Below are 14,864 nucleotides of genomic sequence, written 5' to 3'. Positions count from 1 at the left end.
TAGGTATGACCATGTCAGATAATCTTTTTCAAACTTTTCTGGACCGGTTTCCGGCCGATAAATCCGAGACGTTCCTTATTGAACGTGATGGTACCGAACGCAGTTTTGAATGGCTTTTGGACCGCACAGGCCGTTATGCCGCTGTTCTTGCATCGCATGGTGTGATCAAGGGGGACCGGGTTGCCGCACAGGTCGACAAATCATCCGATGTGATTGCGCTTTATCTTGCCTGCCTGCAAGTCGGTGCGGCGCACCTGCCGCTCAATACCGGCTATACCGGCGATGAAATTGGCTATTTCCTTGGTGATGCGGCACCGCGCGTTTTTGTCTGCCGTGCTGCCAACATTGATGCAGCCTTGGAACTGGGTCGTCAGAACAATGTCGGGGCCGTCCTGTCGCTTGGCACCGACGGGGATGGCAGCCTGAACGATCAGGCTGCATCGATTGCGCCAATGGTTGATGTGATTGCTGCGGATAAAGACGATGTTGCCGCGATCCTTTATACGTCAGGCACGACCGGCCGTTCCAAGGGCGCGATGCTGACCCACAACAATCTGGCGTCCAATGCCAAAACATTGCATGCGTCATGGGGTTTCAAACCCGGTGACACGCTGCTTCATGCATTGCCGCTGTTCCACACGCACGGCCTGTTTGTTGCGATCAACATCATGCTGATGAATGGTGGCAAGGTGATCTTGCTGCCGAAATTTGATGCCGATGATGTGATTGAACGTCTGCCACAGTCAACGGTCCTGATGGGGGTTCCGACCTTCTATACCCGTCTGCTGTCGCATCCCGGCTTTACCAAGGATGTTACCGCTAACATGCGGTTGTTCGTTTCGGGTTCCGCCCCGCTTTTGGCCGAAACCCACGATGCGTTCTTTGAACGCACCGGACATAAGATCCTTGAGCGCTACGGCATGACCGAAACCTGCATGAACACGTCCAACCCTTATGACGGCGAACGTCGTCCGGGTGCGGTTGGCCCGACCCTTCCGGGGATTGAGGCCCGCGTCTGTGACAAGGACGGCAACGTTCTTGGGGCTGGTGAAATCGGTGTTCTTGAAGTCCGTGGCCCGAACGTCTTTAAGGGCTATTGGCAGATGCCGGAAAAAACCGCATCGGAATTCCGCGATGACGGGTTCTTTATCACAGGCGATCTCGCAACCATCGGGCAAGACGGCTATGTCACCATCGTTGGCCGTGACAAGGATCTGATCATTTCGGGTGGCTTTAACGTCTATCCAAAAGAAGTCGAAGAAGTCATTGGCGAGTACGACGAAGTTCAGGAAGTTGCGATCTTTGGCCTGCCACACCCCGACTTTGGCGAAGCCGTTGCTGGCGTGATTGTGGCGACAAACGGTGATCAGACCGATACCGACGCACTGATCAAAAGAACCCAGGACAAACTGGCAAAATTCAAGGTTCCCAAACGCATCTGGGTGATCAAGGAATTGCCGCGCAATACCATGGGTAAAATCCAGAAGGCAGAATTGCGCAAACTGTATGCCGATACGTTTACCTCCCCTGCTGCATAACGAGATGTAGCTAATCTCCCGCTGCCTTGCCGGCAGCACCCACAGGGTCTTTGGACCCAACCTTCCGGTCAGAGCCGATCTGACCGGATTTTTTTTGTCTACTGCGTGGCCCCCAAAACCATTCCATCGCCTTGCTGCTTCCCCTTGCCCATTGCAATCGCCCCTGAACCAGACCATTTTTGCCAAGATTGGCCATATGGCTATTTCCAAATGCATATAACGTGAATGAACGGGACAGATATGAGCAATGCGTCTGATCAAAGGGTCGCTTTTGTAACCGGGGCGGCACAGGGCGTGGGCCTTGGCATATCAAAGCATCTTCTTGATCTTGGCTGGCGTGTGGCCCTGTTTGATCTTGATGAAGAAGCCGGGGGCGAAGCGAGAAAGTCGCTGACCGATGCACAGCAGGACCGCGCACTTTTCTTACACGGCGACGTGTCCGATGAAGCCTCCGTCAAGCTTGCCATACAGCAAACCGTTGATCGCTTTGGCCGGATTGATGGTCTTGTCAATAATGCCGGTATTGCCGATCCGCATTCGGGCAGCATTGAACATCTTGAATGGGATCAGTGGCAGCGCGTGATCAATGTCAATCTGGGCGGGGTGTTTCTGGTGACCAAGCACGCAACCCAGCATTTGCGCCAGACCAAGGGTGCTATTGTCAACATCACCTCGACCCGCGCATTTCAATCAGAACCCGATACGGAATCCTATGCCGCGTCCAAGGGCGGAATTGTTGCCCTGACCCACGCATTGGCGGTCAGTCTTTCCGGGGCAATACGGGTGAATGCCATCGCACCGGGCTGGATCGAAGTCGGCGACTGGCAAAAATCGGCAAACCAAACAGACCCCGACCACAGCGATATCGACAAATCACAGCACCCGGTCGGGCGCATCGGCACACCAAACGATATCGCACAGGCCGTAAGTTTCCTGCTTGATCCGGCAATGTCCGGCTTCATGACCGGCGAAACCATCCGTATTGATGGTGGGATGACGCATAAGATGATTTACGCTAATTAAGACCCTATTGCTGTTGGCAATAGTGCGCAGCCCTAACCCGGCCATACAAAAACAGCGCAGATGAACCATCTGCGCTGTTTAACTTCTAAGGCCGTCAAATCTACAAGCAATCAGGATCAGGCGCGCGCCTTGCTTTCGGAAATGCCCAATGCCCCAAGGGCGGTTTTGACAATCGCCTTGGCATCAAGACCGGCTTTTTCATACTGAATTTCCGGCTTGTCATGATCCATCAACATATCTGGCAATGCCATGGTGCGGATTTTAAGCCCGTTATCCAAAAGCCCCTGCCCCGCCATATGTTGCAGAACCATCGCGCCGAAACCGTTGATCGATCCTTCTTCGATGGTGATCAGGACTTCGTGGTTACGCGCAAGATCGGCAATCAATTCATGATCCAGCGGCTTGGCAAATCGCGCATCGGCAACCGTTGCCGGGAGCCCGCGCGCAGCAAGGTCTTCTGCCGCCAAAAGGGCTTCGGCCAGTCGTGTACCATAGGACAGAATAGCGATCTTGCCCCCTTCGCGCAGGATGCGGCCCTTCCCGATTTCAAGAACCTGGCCTTCGGTCGGCATTTCAACACCAACACCTTCACCGCGCGGATAACGGAACGCACTTGGGCGATCATCAATCGCCCAGGCGGTTGTCGTCATATGCACCAACTCGGCCTCATCAGCCGCCGCCATCAGAACAAAGTTCGGCAAACAGCCAAGATAGGCAATGTCATAGGCCCCGGCATGGGTCGCGCCATCCGCACCCACCAACCCCGCACGGTCCATAGCAAACCGCACCGGAAGGTTTTGGATGGCAACATCATGCACAACCTGATCATATCCACGCTGCAAGAAGGTCGAATACAGCGTGCAGAACGGTTTATATCCTTCGCAGGCCATACCGGCCGCAAAGGTCACAGCATGCTGTTCAGCAATCCCGACATCAAAGGCACGATCCGGAAAATGATCGGCAAAGATGTTTACACCGGTCCCCGAAGGCATAGCAGCCGTAATCGCGGTGACTTTTTCGTCCTTCTCAGCCAGCTTGACCAATGTTTCGCCGTACACCTTGGTGTAGCTTGGCGCATTCGGGGTCGGCTTGGCCTGCTTGCCGGTGACGACATCAAACTTGGCAACGCCGTGATATTTATCGGCAGCATTTTCAGCCGGACCATATCCCTTGCCCTTTTGCGTCACCGCATGGATCAGGATCGGGCCATCAACATCGGCATCGCGCACGTTTTTAAGAACCGGCAACAAATGATCCATGTTGTGACCATCAATCGGCCCGACATAGAAGAAGCCCATTTCTTCAAACAGCGTCCCGCCCGTGACCATGCCACGGGTATATTCTTCAAGTTTACGTGCGGCTTCTTCGATCTGGCGCGGCAGATGTTTGGTCAGGCCCTTGGCCGCATTGCGCAAACCCTGATAGCCCTTACCGGAAATAAGACGCGACAAATACCCCGACATGGAGCCCACCGGCGGGGCAATCGACATATCGTTGTCATTCAGGATCACGATCAAACGCTGATCAGTGGCCGCGGCATTGTTCATGGCCTCATAGGCCATGCCTGCACTCATCGATCCATCGCCAATCACGGCAATGACGTTTTTGCGTTTGCCATTGGAAAGCTGGTTGGCAACCGCCATGCCAAGACCCGCCGAGATCGAAGTCGAACTATGGCCCGCACCAAACGGATCATACTCGGATTCGCTGCGTTTGGTGAAACCCGAAAGCCCGCCACCCTGACGAATGGTCCGCATACGATCACGACGCCCGGTCAGGATTTTATGGGGATAGCATTGATGCCCGACATCCCAGATCAACCGATCAGACGGGGTATCAAACAGGTAATGGATCGCAACTGTCAGTTCGACAACACCAAGCCCCGCACCCAAATGGCCACCAGTAACAGATACCGCATCAATCACCTCGGCGCGCAGTTCGTCTGCCACCTGCTTCATCTGGGCAGGCTGCAATTTGCGCAGCTCGTCAGGGGTGTTAATCGTATCCAATAGCGGGGTTTTGGAGGTCGCAGTCATATCGATCTCAATTTTCAATTTTTATAGGACTTTGATGACAACAGGGTGACGTTTCCAAGTCCATGTTGCAAGCTGCGTAAAATAGCGGGGTTCAATCGAATTAGCGACCCTGAATTTCACCTGTTTTTACGCGATCAAGGAAACGATGGATGACCTGCTCGACCGTGCGGTGAATCACATCCCGATCCTGACCGAAATCCCGGCATAAATACCCGAAATTCTCCGCAATATATGGGGTGCATTTTGGCAAGAATGAATAATGCCCGGCACCTTTAACCTTCACGAATTTTGCCCGCCCGCGCAAAAGGTTACGGAAATGTGCCGCGTTGACGTGATCATGTAGGATTTCGTCTGTGTCCGCCTCGACAAACAACATCGGCACATCAACATTGCCCAGCCCCTCATCGGTTGCCGCCACGCCAAATGCCGGTGTGATGGCAATGATCGCGGCAATCCGGTCATCACGTTCAGAAATTACCGGCCCGCCATAGGTCTGATGTAACTGATCAATGTGATCATCTGATGGCGAAAACTGGCAAATTACCTTGTCAGTGTCGGCATTTACCGCGCAATAACTTTGCCAAGCTTGGGCATCAAAATCCCATCCGGCCATTTTAAGAACAGTCGCCCCGCCTGCGGAATGCCCCAGCGCATAGATTTTAGCGCGGTCAGTCTGATCGGCGATTTCGCTGTGATCCAACAGCAAATCAAGCGCAAGTCGCATTTCACGCGGGCGGCGTTCAATGATCGCCAATTGCCGTGCATCGGATGCATCAAGGTAATTGTCACCGGCATGTTGTGGGGCCGCAACGATATACCCCCGCCGTGCCAGATATTCCGCCAACCAGAACTGATTGAACCGATGGCCTTCGGATCCGTGCGAAAACATCACGATTGGAAATGGACCTTCTCCCTTGGCAAACGGCGCATTGCGTGCCGCACCCGATGCTACGCCCATATGGCGAACTGGTTTTTCGGGCACATTTGCCGGATACCAGATCGCCAAGGGAAACGGGTCTTTGTCAAACAGCCGGTCGCGAAAACCGGCTGTGTATTTTGGTTGTTCAGTCATTGTGGGACGCTTTGACTGTGAGGATGATGGGCTTATCGGCCGCGTTCGACAACAAAACGTGCAACGGCACGCAGCGGCTCCGCCTCGTTATCGAAACAGCCAAGATGATTGATCGCCTGATCACACAACATTGCCGCCTGATCACGGGCCTGATCAAGTCCCAGCAATTTAACAAACGTTGATTTATCCTGATCAACATCCTTGCCTGCGGTCTTGCCAAGTTCTTCGGAACTGGCTTCAACATCAAGCAAATCATCCTTGATCTGGAACGCCAACCCCATGTCATGGGCATAAGATCGCAGCGCCATGCGAATGCTTTTGGGCGCCTTGCCCAAAATCGCGCCTGCTTCACAGGCAAAGGCAAACATCCGACCGGTTTTAAGCAGGTGCAAATGGGTCACCTGTGCCTGATCAAATGACTGGCCTTCGCCCGCCAGATCGATCATCTGCCCGCCAACCATGCCATGCGGGCCAGCAGCCCGCGCAAGGGCGCGCACAAGATCGGTACAGACGCGCGGATCAGGATGGGTATCTTCATCGGCCAGCACTTCGAAGGCTTGCGTTAAAAGCGCATCGCCGGCCAGAATCGCCGTCGCCTCGTCAAATTGCTTGTGGCAACTTGGCTTGCCGCGTCTGAGATCATCATCATCCATCGCCGGCAGATCATCATGGATCAGCGAGTAGCTGTGGACCATTTCAACGGCTGCTGCAACGCGCAGTGCAGATCGGCGTGACACTTTGAAAAGTCCCGCCGAACTTAACACCAGAAACGGGCGCAGTCGTTTGCCATCGCCAAGCGTAGAATAGCGCATCGCCTGATACAGGCGTTGCTCAATCTGGCCATTGGCACGTGGTAAAATATCGTCGAGTGTCTCGCCAAGATCAGCAGACGCAGCACTCAGTCCGGCAAGCAGGTCGTAACTCACCACGGTCTCCGCAAGTTAACAGGCCAAAGCCCTATTCGATTTCAGTCGGCGTTGCTGCCGGGCGGCCATCCGCATTCAGGGTAATTTTTTCAATGCGCTCTTCAGCCACGCGCAGCTTGTCTGCACAGTGACGTTTCAGTGCGGCACCACGTTCATAGGATGCAATCGCATCATCAAGCCCAACCTGCCCCTGTTCAAGCTGACGGACAAGGGTTTCAAGTTGCCCCAATGCCTCTTCAAAGCTGAGTTTTGCGATATCGTCGGGGATGGTAGAAGATGAAGTAGCCTCGGACATGTAAGCTCCATTTCATTGAATGGCGCGGAGTTTACGCGCAAGTCCCGATCAGGGCAACCAGACAGAGCGGAATTCCTTACTCTGAAACAATCTTTATTTTGCCCCCAACCTTCTGAAAACAAACTGCTCCGTTTTCATTTGCCGGTCGTCAGGGACAGGACCTAGCCCGTCATAAGCGTGCGCACGTGATGCAAAACACTGTTGGCCAAAGATGGTAAGTCATATCCCCCTTCAAGAAGGGAGACCAACCGGCCTTCACAGTGCTGATCGGCCAAGGCCATCAATTGCTGGGTCATCCAGACGAAATCTTCTGTTTCAAACGACAACCCGGCCAATGGGTCGCATCGATGGGCATCAAACCCGGCAGAAACGATCAAAAGTTCCGGCTTGAACGCGGCGATTCCCGGCAGAACAGTCTGGGTGAAGACGTCTTGTAGCTCAGCCGTCCCTGACCCTGAGACCAGCCCGATATTAAGGATGTTATTGGCACATCCCCGTTCGGTTTCCGCCCCCGTTCCGGGATAAAGCGGCCATTGATGCGTCGAACAATAAAAAAGGTCGGGATCGTTATAAAAAAGATCCTGCGTGCCATTGCCGTGATGAACGTCAAAATCCATCACGGCGATCCGTTTCAGCCCATGGCGGGCGCGGGCATGATGGGCGGCGACCGCCGCATTGTTAAACAGGCAAAACCCCATCGCACGGTCATATTCCGCATGATGGCCCGGTGGGCGTGTTGCGACAAAGGCATTGCGTTCATGGCCATCAATCACCGCATCAACCGCAATACAGGCCCCACCCGCCGCACGTAATGCAGCCTTTCCCGATTTTGGCGAAACATATGTATCGCCATCAAGTGCGCTAATCCCGTGACCCGGAATGGCATCCATGACCTTGTCGACATAGGCCGGGTCATGGACCTTTTTAATCAGGTCTATATCGGCCAAAGGGGCTTCTTCGCGATGAAGAAACATGAATTCTTCGGCCTCCAGCACGCGTTGTATCACGCGCAACCGATCAGCACATTCTGGGTGGCCGGGACCGGTATCATGTTCAACGCAATCGTGATGGGTCACGAACAATGTCGCCATTTATCTGGGCCGCCTTCCTGATATTACCAAAGCAATCTGGTTTATGTGCCGCGCACTTATTTGAATGCTTTTTCATTTTAAACACACCATAAGGCATGCTGCTTTGTTCTAAATCATCACATCAAACAGGGATGCTGCAAGTGCTTTGGCAGGAATTTTGGAAATCTCTTTAGGGTGTAAATTACCAATTGCTGTGATGACTTGCACAGTTTTGCCGTTTTTTCAGTGTTATGTATTAGCAATCGGTCAACTTACCGCGCAACAGCATGGCAAGCAGGCTTGATCATATTTTGCCCTTAATTTGGCGCAAAATTACCTTTAAACCCTGCAATTAGTTGGGGTACTTACAAACTCGGAACTACCAGATAATACTCTGGTATTTGGACGAAAACTCGACAAAAAAGTGGGATTTCAACCAGACCACAGACCATCATGGAACTGTCGCTTATAAAGACTATACTTGACAGAACCGGCATATACTTGAGAATAACACATCTACCCGGCCATCAGAGTTCGGGAGATTCAAGAGCCACAACCTTTCAGGTTATATGAAGGATGGAATTCCCGCTGCGAGATCATTATTTCTTGAAATAGGATCAAACAGCAAATGTCGGATTTTCATTGGGACAATGGCCGTACGCGGTCAGGCTTAATAAGGAAGCCAAATGGAACTTAACCATTTAGAACAAAAGGCCCCACAGGCGAGCACCCTGTTAAAGGCCATGAGCAATCAGAGCAGACTGCTAATTCTTTGCCAACTTATCGAAGGCGAAAAGTCCGTTGGCCAACTCGAACGCATTGTCGGGCTGAGCCAGTCTGCCCTTTCGCAGCATCTTGCACGCCTGCGTCGTGACAAACTTGTCAAAACGCGCCGCGAAGCACAGACCATCTATTATTCGTTGCATGGCGATCAGGCATTATGTGTCATCAAGACACTTTATGCGCTGTATTGCCAGTCCACCAACGAAGCCGCTGCTGCGTAAATCATCAGGGTATTTTCCCCACAAAAAAAGCCTGCCATCCGTGGCAGGCTTTTTTTGTGGTTATGTCTCGTCCTGAAATACGTTGTCACCTATAGGAGATGACAATGTCGATGTCAGGCATAGAGCGCCGTAAGCGCACACAACGTGATTACAATATGGGCTTTAAGCTGGCTGTTGTAGATCAGGTCGAAAAGGGCGAAATGACCTACAAGCAGGCACAGATGCGGTATGGCATACAGGGCCGTAGTACTGTCCTGAAGTGGTTGCGCAAACATGGTAAGCTTGACTGGTCGACAACGAGGCACAAAGCCATGTCCCCATTGAAAGAAACGCCTGAACAGAAGATCAAGCGCCTTGAAAGGGAGCTTGAAGACGAACGGATCCGCGTCATGGTGATGGATGGCATGATCACCATCATGGATGAGGAATATGGAGCGGGTCTGCGAAAAAAGTACTTATCCGAACTGCGAGAACATTACAGGCGCAAGGGCAAGTCAGTCTGAGCCGGACCTGTCGATGTTTTGGTCTTTCAAGGCAGTCGGTTTACCAGTTGTTGCAACGCCGTTGCCGACGACAGGAACAGCTCGCACCACTTTATGATTGCGTCATGCGCTTGCGCCAGCATATGCCCCGGATTGGCGCACGTAAACTCTATCATTTGCTGCAGGATGACTTGCGTCGTCTTGGCATCAAGATGGGGCGTGACCGTTTGTTTGACTGGCTCAGAGAGCATCGTCTTCTGGTACAGCCACGAAAGAATTACACCAAAACCACCCACAGCAAACACTGGATGAGAAAGCATCCGAACCTGTTGGCAGGGCACAAGCCAAGCCGCCCTGAGCAAGTGTTTGTCAGCGACATCACCTATATCGAGAGTGATGAAGGTGTGCATTATCTGTCACTGGTGACAGACGCCTTCTCGCGCAAGATCATGGGGCATGTGCTGAGCCACAGCATGGCCGCTTCTGAGGTTGTCGGAGCCTTGAAGCAAGCAATCAAAAACCGGATCACCAAAGAGCCGCTGATCCACCATTCTGATCGGGGGCTCCAATATTGTTCAGGCTGTTATCAGGAGGTGTTGAGAAAACATCAAATTACACCGTCAATGACCGATGGCTATGATTGTTATCAGAATGCCTTGGCCGAGCGCATGAACGGTATTCTCAAACAGGAGTTCCTCTTACACCGGTGCAAAACTTTCGAGGATCTCCGTAAACTGGTCAAAGAGGCCGTTGATACTTACAATACCATCCGACCGCACATCTCTCTGGAAATGCAAACTCCAGAAAATGTGCATCAAAAAGCCAGCGGATGATCATCCGCTGGCTCAAGTAAAACCGTCAACGTATTTTAGGACGGCACATTAAATCCCGACCCCGACTGTTCGTCAGGGCAATGATCCTATGAACCGCATTCCGGTTGCGGCAACACCGAAACCTTATCAAGGGTTCCCAGAACTTCGAATTCGCCATAGTCAAAACGCATACTATGCGCGACACCATTCGCGCCGAAATCAACGGCCATCTCGGTTGACGGACCATTTTCCGCCTCGCCAATCGGATAAAATGCCAAACTCATGCGATGAAATTGTGTCGATGCGATTTTGTCGGGGTCATCCGCAGACGTCGCCGCATCCTTTGCCCCCGAAATGACCGCAGCAATGCGATTGGTCGGCGTTTCGCCACTGCCATCAAACACCAGATCATTGGCGAACTTCTCGCCCGCCTGTGCACGTTTAAGCAACATGGTCGAATGCTGGGTCGGGAACATTGTATCGGCGGGAAGTTCTTCGACCACTTCGACCGGGATTTCATAGGTCACCGTCACGCCATCGTCGTTACGAACAGCCGATCCGACAATCTCGTCTACTTTGGTGCCATCAAGATAATCACGCATGCGGAAACGGTATTGCGATCCGGCGAAGTCTTCCCATTGGGTCATGGAATAGGCTGAATTGATCGCAGTCCCTTCGGCACCTTGCAAGATCATGATCTGCTGCATTTCCGTAACCCAACCATCGCACATCTTCTCAAAGCGATAGCCAAGCACCCCGGATGCATCAACAATCGAGCTGCCCTGCTCGGCATTGACCATTTTAAAGTGATATTCCCCGACATGCGGGACCATCACATCATCAATGCTTGAAACATTACCTGCCTGCGCGGCACATCCGCTCAGACCCAAACACAAGATCAGCGTCCCTGCAAAGGAACGCCGACCGACTTCAATCTTCTGAAACAAAACCGACAACATCACTCTCCGGTGGCGGCAACTCCGACAATCCAGGGATCCTTGATCCCCTTTTTGGCAGCAAGAAGGCGCAGATCATGTGCATGCTGGGCCGAAAGCGGACCAACAGCAACCCGAAGATACGCCTGTCCGGCAACCTTTGCATCCAAAAGACGCGGTTGGTATTCCTCATAAAGTGCTAGGGCCTTTTGCGCCCGCACCTGATTAGAAAAACTTGCCAGCACAACGTAATCACCCGGAAGCGGGGTGCTCAAAACATCCCCGGCCAATCCATCACCATCGGCCTTAACATCAATTGGGGTGACAAACTGATCAACATCGTCGGTCATCACCGTCGTATCAACCAATGCCGCTGTGACCGTTTCGGGTTGTTTTTTCGGGGCGATCTTGTCGTCCGGGACATAGCCCGCAATCGCAGCGTCTGCTTCGCCCTGTGGATCAGGAACGCTGCTGATCTCAGCGCCATAAACCCCAATTTCATCGGCATTAAATTGTTCGGTCGCAGCGGCAACTTCAACAGGTTTAGCCTCGGCAACCGGTGCGCGCGGCGGCAAATCGGTCTTTACGATAACCTTCGCAGCGCCATTTTCCGGGCGTGACCAGTTTTCAGCCGGTGCGTTCACCGCGTAAATTTCAGGACGGGCAGCACGAATTTCTTTCTTGATTTCCGGTGCGCCCAAGTCGGCCAATGCTGCGGGTTCTTCCGCAAGGATTGTATCTTCATCCTTGCAGATATCTTCGTCCATAAACGGGCGGTGTAAGGCACAGTCCTGTTCTGCGACGAAGGAAACGGCATGATCGGTTGTGCTTTTGCCTGTCGTGACATAGCTGATCAAATCGCCTGCCAGTTTGGCAACCGTAAGCTCAATCGGTCCACCACATGCGCTAAGGGCCAAAGGTGCCAGCACAACAAGTATCTTTTTCACAAGGCCTTCCCCCGAAGGATAAATTTTATGATCTCCAAGGCACTGTGCGACAATGGCGGTTAATATTAGGTAAGCATCAGGGCCAGAACCGGGACAAAAGAAAACGGCCCGGTAAAAACCGGACCGTTTGTTTCTTTACTGGCTTTGGCCAATGACCAATGTCAAATCAGTCTTTTTTCGCTTTTGGCGGCAGCTGCACCCGCAGGTGCAATTCTTTAAGCTGCTTGTCTTCGACAACGGCCGGGGCATTCATCATCAAATCCTGTGCCTGCTGGTTCAGCGGGAAGGCAATGACTTCGCGAATGTTTGGCTCATCGGCCAGCAACATGACGATACGGTCAACACCCGGGGCCGAACCACCGTGCGGCGGGGCGCCGAATTTGAACGCGTTAAGCATGCCACCAAACTGTTCCTCGACCACTTCCTTGCCATAACCGGCAATTTCGAACGCACGGTACATGATGTCCGGACGGTGGTTACGAATGGCACCCGATGACAGCTCGATACCGTTACAAACGATGTCATACTGCCATGCTTTGATATCAAGCGGGTTCATGTTTTCCAGTGCGTCGAGGCCACCTTGCGGCATCGAGAACGGGTTATGGCTGAACTCGATCTTGCCGTCGTCGTCTTCCTCGAACATCGGGAAATCAACGATCCAGCAGAATTTGAACATGCCGTCTTCGCGCAGTTCAAGTTCGTCACACACCTTGTCACGAACTTTACCGGCAAATTTGGCTGCTGCCAGTTCCTTGTCACAGACAAAGAACACGGCATCGCCATCGGCAACACCGGTGATTTCCTTGATCTGTGCGATACGCTCTGCATCAAGATTTTTGGCAATCGGGCCTTTTGCTTCGCCGCCTTCGGCAAAGACGATATAACCAAGACCTGCCGCACCTTCATCACGCGCCCATGAATTGAGCTTATCAAAGAAGCTGCGCGGACGATTTGCTGCACCCGTTGCCGGGATGGCGCGCACGACCGAACCTTTTTCGATGTTCGATGCAAAGATGCCAAAGCTTGAACCACGGAACGGCTCGGTAACGTCCGAGATGATCAGCGGGTTACGCAGATCAGGCTTGTCCGACCCGTATTTCGCCATCGATTCATCAAACGGAATACGCGGGAACGGGAATGGCGTGACATCACGACCACCGCCAAACTCGACAAAGATGTCATGCAGAACCGGTTCGATCGCGGCAAAGACGTCTTCCTGAGTGGCAAAAGCCATCTCGAAATCAAGCTGATAAAACTCGCCCGGTGAACGATCCGCACGCGCGTCTTCATCACGGAAGCACGGTGCGATCTGGAAGTATTTATCAAACCCTGAAACCATCAGAAGCTGTTTGAACTGCTGCGGTGCCTGTGGCAGCGCATAAAACTTGCCCGGATGGGTCCGCGACGGAACCAGGAAGTCACGCGCACCTTCTGGCGAACTTGCTGTCAGGATCGGTGTCTGAATTTCAAGGAAGCCCTGAGCGGTCATTTTCTGGCGCATTGCCGAAATGACGTTCGAACGCAGAACGATGTTTGAATGCACACTTTCGCGACGCAGATCAAGGTAACGGTGACGCAGGCGAACTTCTTCACCATATTCAACATCGCCAAAGACCGGCATCGGCAGAACGTCTGCCGAAGACTGAACTTCGATGTTTGATGCGTAAACTTCGATCTCGCCGGTCGGCAGATTCGGGTTAATGGTTTCCGCAGTACGTTTGACAATCTTCCCATCAACCGTGATCACGCTTTCAGCGCGCGCTTTATCAAGCGTTTCAAACAGCGGGCTGGAGATGTCGATGACGACCTGGGTGATGCCGTAATGGTCGCGCAGGTCAACGAACAGAAGGTTGCCGTGGTCACGTTTACGGTGAATCCAGCCAGACAGGCGTACTTCCGCATCAGCGTCAGTCGCGCGGAGCGCATTACAATTGTGTGAGCGATAAGGATGCATTGTCATTCCAGGTTGCTTTATATTTTGGGCCGTAAATTTGGCCGCAAAGGTGCATGCCAGACCCGCGCTGTCAAACAAAAAAACGCACCACAACATCCGCGCCAAGCTTAAATCCCGGCGTTCCGTTGTAATGTGTTTCAGGCCAGCATAACGCGGCGTCCAAAATTTCAGCGGTATAAAACGCTTATGGGGGCTTCTCGTCAAGTGCCCGTCGTGTGAAAGATCAAATCATTCTGCGCCGATTTTAACGGCCTGCAGATCCTTGACCTTGGTGAAGCCGATCAGGCGGCCGGTTTGAAATGCGATATCCGTCCAGTTTTCCACATCAAATTCAAAATGTGCCAAACCACAGGTCGGATATTTGCGCCCCATCACCGCAAGGTCCTCTTGATCACCAGTGCCAAATAACTTTTGGGCAAAACTCTCGATCCCGGGATTATGCCCGATGATCATGACGGAGTTTGCATCTTCATGGGTGTGATGAAGACTATCAAGATGGACCGCCTCGCTGGCCATATAAAGGTCTTGGCTATAGATCACATCGGCATGGCTGGCAAAATCACGCCCCAGCAGGCCAAGTGTCTGAACCGCACGTGCAGCCGTCGAGCACCAGACAAGGTCTGGAACCAATGCATGTTGGCGCAAGAACCGCCCCATAAACGGGGCTGCTTTTTCACCACGGCGGTTAAGTTCGCGGTCATGGTCTGCTCGTCCGGGGTCGGACCAGCTTGATTTGGCATGCCTGAGTAACAGCAGCGTCTTCATGTCTT

The 14,864-nt window shown here is 52.7% G+C and carries 13 protein-coding genes; 4 read left to right on the top strand and 9 right to left on the bottom strand.

Translation table 11 applies throughout. From position 1 onward, the window contains the following. The first annotated feature begins 11 nt into the window (after nucleotides 1-11). Both ACQ0MK_RS04040 and ACQ0MK_RS04035 read left to right on the top strand, forming a co-directional pair. Complete coding sequence (locus ACQ0MK_RS04040; protein ID WP_430474925.1) at nucleotides 12-1,538, top strand: malonate--CoA ligase; 1,527 nt, start codon at nucleotides 12-14, stop codon at nucleotides 1,536-1,538. Between the two features lie 240 nt (nucleotides 1,539-1,778). Further along, complete coding sequence (locus ACQ0MK_RS04035) at nucleotides 1,779-2,561, top strand: glucose 1-dehydrogenase (protein WP_430474924.1); 783 nt, start codon at nucleotides 1,779-1,781, stop codon at nucleotides 2,559-2,561. A gap of 116 nt (nucleotides 2,562-2,677) precedes the next feature. Here ACQ0MK_RS04035 and dxs read toward each other — a convergent pair whose 3' ends face one another. From dxs to ACQ0MK_RS04010, 5 genes are all read right to left on the bottom strand, one after another. Beyond that, nucleotides 2,678-4,597 (bottom strand): 1-deoxy-D-xylulose-5-phosphate synthase, encoded by a 1,920-nt coding sequence (gene dxs, locus ACQ0MK_RS04030; protein WP_430474923.1) that lies wholly within the window; start codon nucleotides 4,595-4,597, stop codon nucleotides 2,678-2,680. A 100-nt stretch (nucleotides 4,598-4,697) separates the two neighbouring features. Further along, nucleotides 4,698-5,669 carry an alpha/beta hydrolase family protein gene (locus ACQ0MK_RS04025; RefSeq protein WP_430474922.1) on the bottom strand — a complete coding sequence of 324 codons (972 nt, stop codon included), beginning with the start codon at nucleotides 5,667-5,669 and terminating at the stop codon, nucleotides 4,698-4,700. Nucleotides 5,670-5,701: 32 nt separating this feature from the next. Beyond that, nucleotides 5,702-6,598 (bottom strand): polyprenyl synthetase family protein, encoded by an 897-nt coding sequence (locus ACQ0MK_RS04020; protein WP_350047124.1) that lies wholly within the window; start codon nucleotides 6,596-6,598, stop codon nucleotides 5,702-5,704. A 28-nt stretch (nucleotides 6,599-6,626) separates the two neighbouring features. After that, nucleotides 6,627-6,890 carry an exodeoxyribonuclease VII small subunit gene (locus tag ACQ0MK_RS04015; protein ID WP_430474921.1) on the bottom strand — a complete coding sequence of 88 codons (264 nt, stop codon included), beginning with the start codon at nucleotides 6,888-6,890 and terminating at the stop codon, nucleotides 6,627-6,629. Nucleotides 6,891-7,051: 161 nt separating this feature from the next. Further along, on the bottom strand, nucleotides 7,052-7,981 hold the full coding sequence (locus ACQ0MK_RS04010) for a histone deacetylase family protein (RefSeq protein WP_430474920.1): 930 nt from the start codon (nucleotides 7,979-7,981) through the stop codon (nucleotides 7,052-7,054). Between the two features lie 665 nt (nucleotides 7,982-8,646). Between ACQ0MK_RS04010 and ACQ0MK_RS04005 the strand changes: the two genes are divergently transcribed. Both ACQ0MK_RS04005 and ACQ0MK_RS04000 read left to right on the top strand, forming a co-directional pair. Next, a complete protein-coding gene (locus ACQ0MK_RS04005) occupies nucleotides 8,647-8,964 on the top strand; it encodes an ArsR/SmtB family transcription factor (protein WP_350043914.1) in 318 nt (105 codons plus the stop codon). Between the two features lie 104 nt (nucleotides 8,965-9,068). Further along, a protein-coding gene (locus ACQ0MK_RS04000) for an IS3 family transposase (RefSeq protein ID WP_430474919.1) occupies nucleotides 9,069-10,279 on the top strand; the annotation gives its coding sequence in 2 pieces (ribosomal slippage) (nucleotides 9,069-9,408 and nucleotides 9,408-10,279; 1,212 coding nt in all). An 86-nt stretch (nucleotides 10,280-10,365) separates the two neighbouring features. On the opposite strand, the gene ACQ0MK_RS03995 is transcribed toward ACQ0MK_RS04000, so the two are convergent. From ACQ0MK_RS03995 to ACQ0MK_RS03980, 4 genes are all read right to left on the bottom strand, one after another. After that, on the bottom strand, nucleotides 10,366-11,217 hold the full coding sequence (locus ACQ0MK_RS03995; RefSeq protein ID WP_430474918.1) for an EipB family protein: 852 nt from the start codon (nucleotides 11,215-11,217) through the stop codon (nucleotides 10,366-10,368). After that, the gene (locus ACQ0MK_RS03990; protein WP_430474917.1) at nucleotides 11,217-12,140 is read right to left on the bottom strand and encodes an SPOR domain-containing protein; all 924 of its coding nucleotides are present in this window, start codon (nucleotides 12,138-12,140) and stop codon (nucleotides 11,217-11,219) included. The genes ACQ0MK_RS03995 and ACQ0MK_RS03990 overlap by 1 nt, the downstream gene beginning before the upstream one ends. A 166-nt stretch (nucleotides 12,141-12,306) precedes the next feature. Further along, nucleotides 12,307-14,094 carry an aspartate--tRNA ligase gene (gene aspS, locus ACQ0MK_RS03985; protein ID WP_430474916.1) on the bottom strand — a complete coding sequence of 596 codons (1,788 nt, stop codon included), beginning with the start codon at nucleotides 14,092-14,094 and terminating at the stop codon, nucleotides 12,307-12,309. A 228-nt stretch (nucleotides 14,095-14,322) separates the two neighbouring features. After that, on the bottom strand, nucleotides 14,323-14,859 hold the full coding sequence (locus ACQ0MK_RS03980) for a SixA phosphatase family protein (protein WP_430474915.1): 537 nt from the start codon (nucleotides 14,857-14,859) through the stop codon (nucleotides 14,323-14,325). Nucleotides 14,860-14,864 lie beyond the last annotated feature (5 nt).

It is taken from the genome of Thalassospira lucentensis (assembly GCF_050516545.1).
GTDB lineage: Bacteria > Pseudomonadota > Alphaproteobacteria > Rhodospirillales > Thalassospiraceae > Thalassospira > Thalassospira lucentensis_C.
This window is presented reverse-complemented; position numbering and strand designations above follow the sequence as displayed.

Bases quoted from the DNA above. Each gene is read 5' to 3' on its own strand.
- ACQ0MK_RS04040 (WP_430474925.1), top strand. From the start codon at position 12: ATGTCAGATAATCTTTTTCAAACTTTTCTGGACCGGTTTCCGGCCGAT.
- ACQ0MK_RS04035 (WP_430474924.1), top strand. From the start codon at position 1,779: ATGAGCAATGCGTCTGATCAAAGGGTCGCTTTTGTAACCGGGGCGGCA.
- dxs (WP_430474923.1), bottom strand. From the start codon at position 4,597: ATGACTGCGACCTCCAAAACCCCGCTATTGGATACGATTAACACCCCT.
- ACQ0MK_RS04025 (WP_430474922.1), bottom strand. From the start codon at position 5,669: ATGACTGAACAACCAAAATACACAGCCGGTTTTCGCGACCGGCTGTTT.
- ACQ0MK_RS04015 (WP_430474921.1), bottom strand. From the start codon at position 6,890: ATGTCCGAGGCTACTTCATCTTCTACCATCCCCGACGATATCGCAAAA.
- ACQ0MK_RS04010 (WP_430474920.1), bottom strand. From the start codon at position 7,981: ATGGCGACATTGTTCGTGACCCATCACGATTGCGTTGAACATGATACC.
- ACQ0MK_RS04005 (WP_350043914.1), top strand. From the start codon at position 8,647: ATGGAACTTAACCATTTAGAACAAAAGGCCCCACAGGCGAGCACCCTG.
- ACQ0MK_RS03995 (WP_430474918.1), bottom strand. From the start codon at position 11,217: ATGTTGTCGGTTTTGTTTCAGAAGATTGAAGTCGGTCGGCGTTCCTTT.
- aspS (WP_430474916.1), bottom strand. From the start codon at position 14,094: ATGCATCCTTATCGCTCACACAATTGTAATGCGCTCCGCGCGACTGAC.
- ACQ0MK_RS03980 (WP_430474915.1), bottom strand. From the start codon at position 14,859: ATGAAGACGCTGCTGTTACTCAGGCATGCCAAATCAAGCTGGTCCGAC.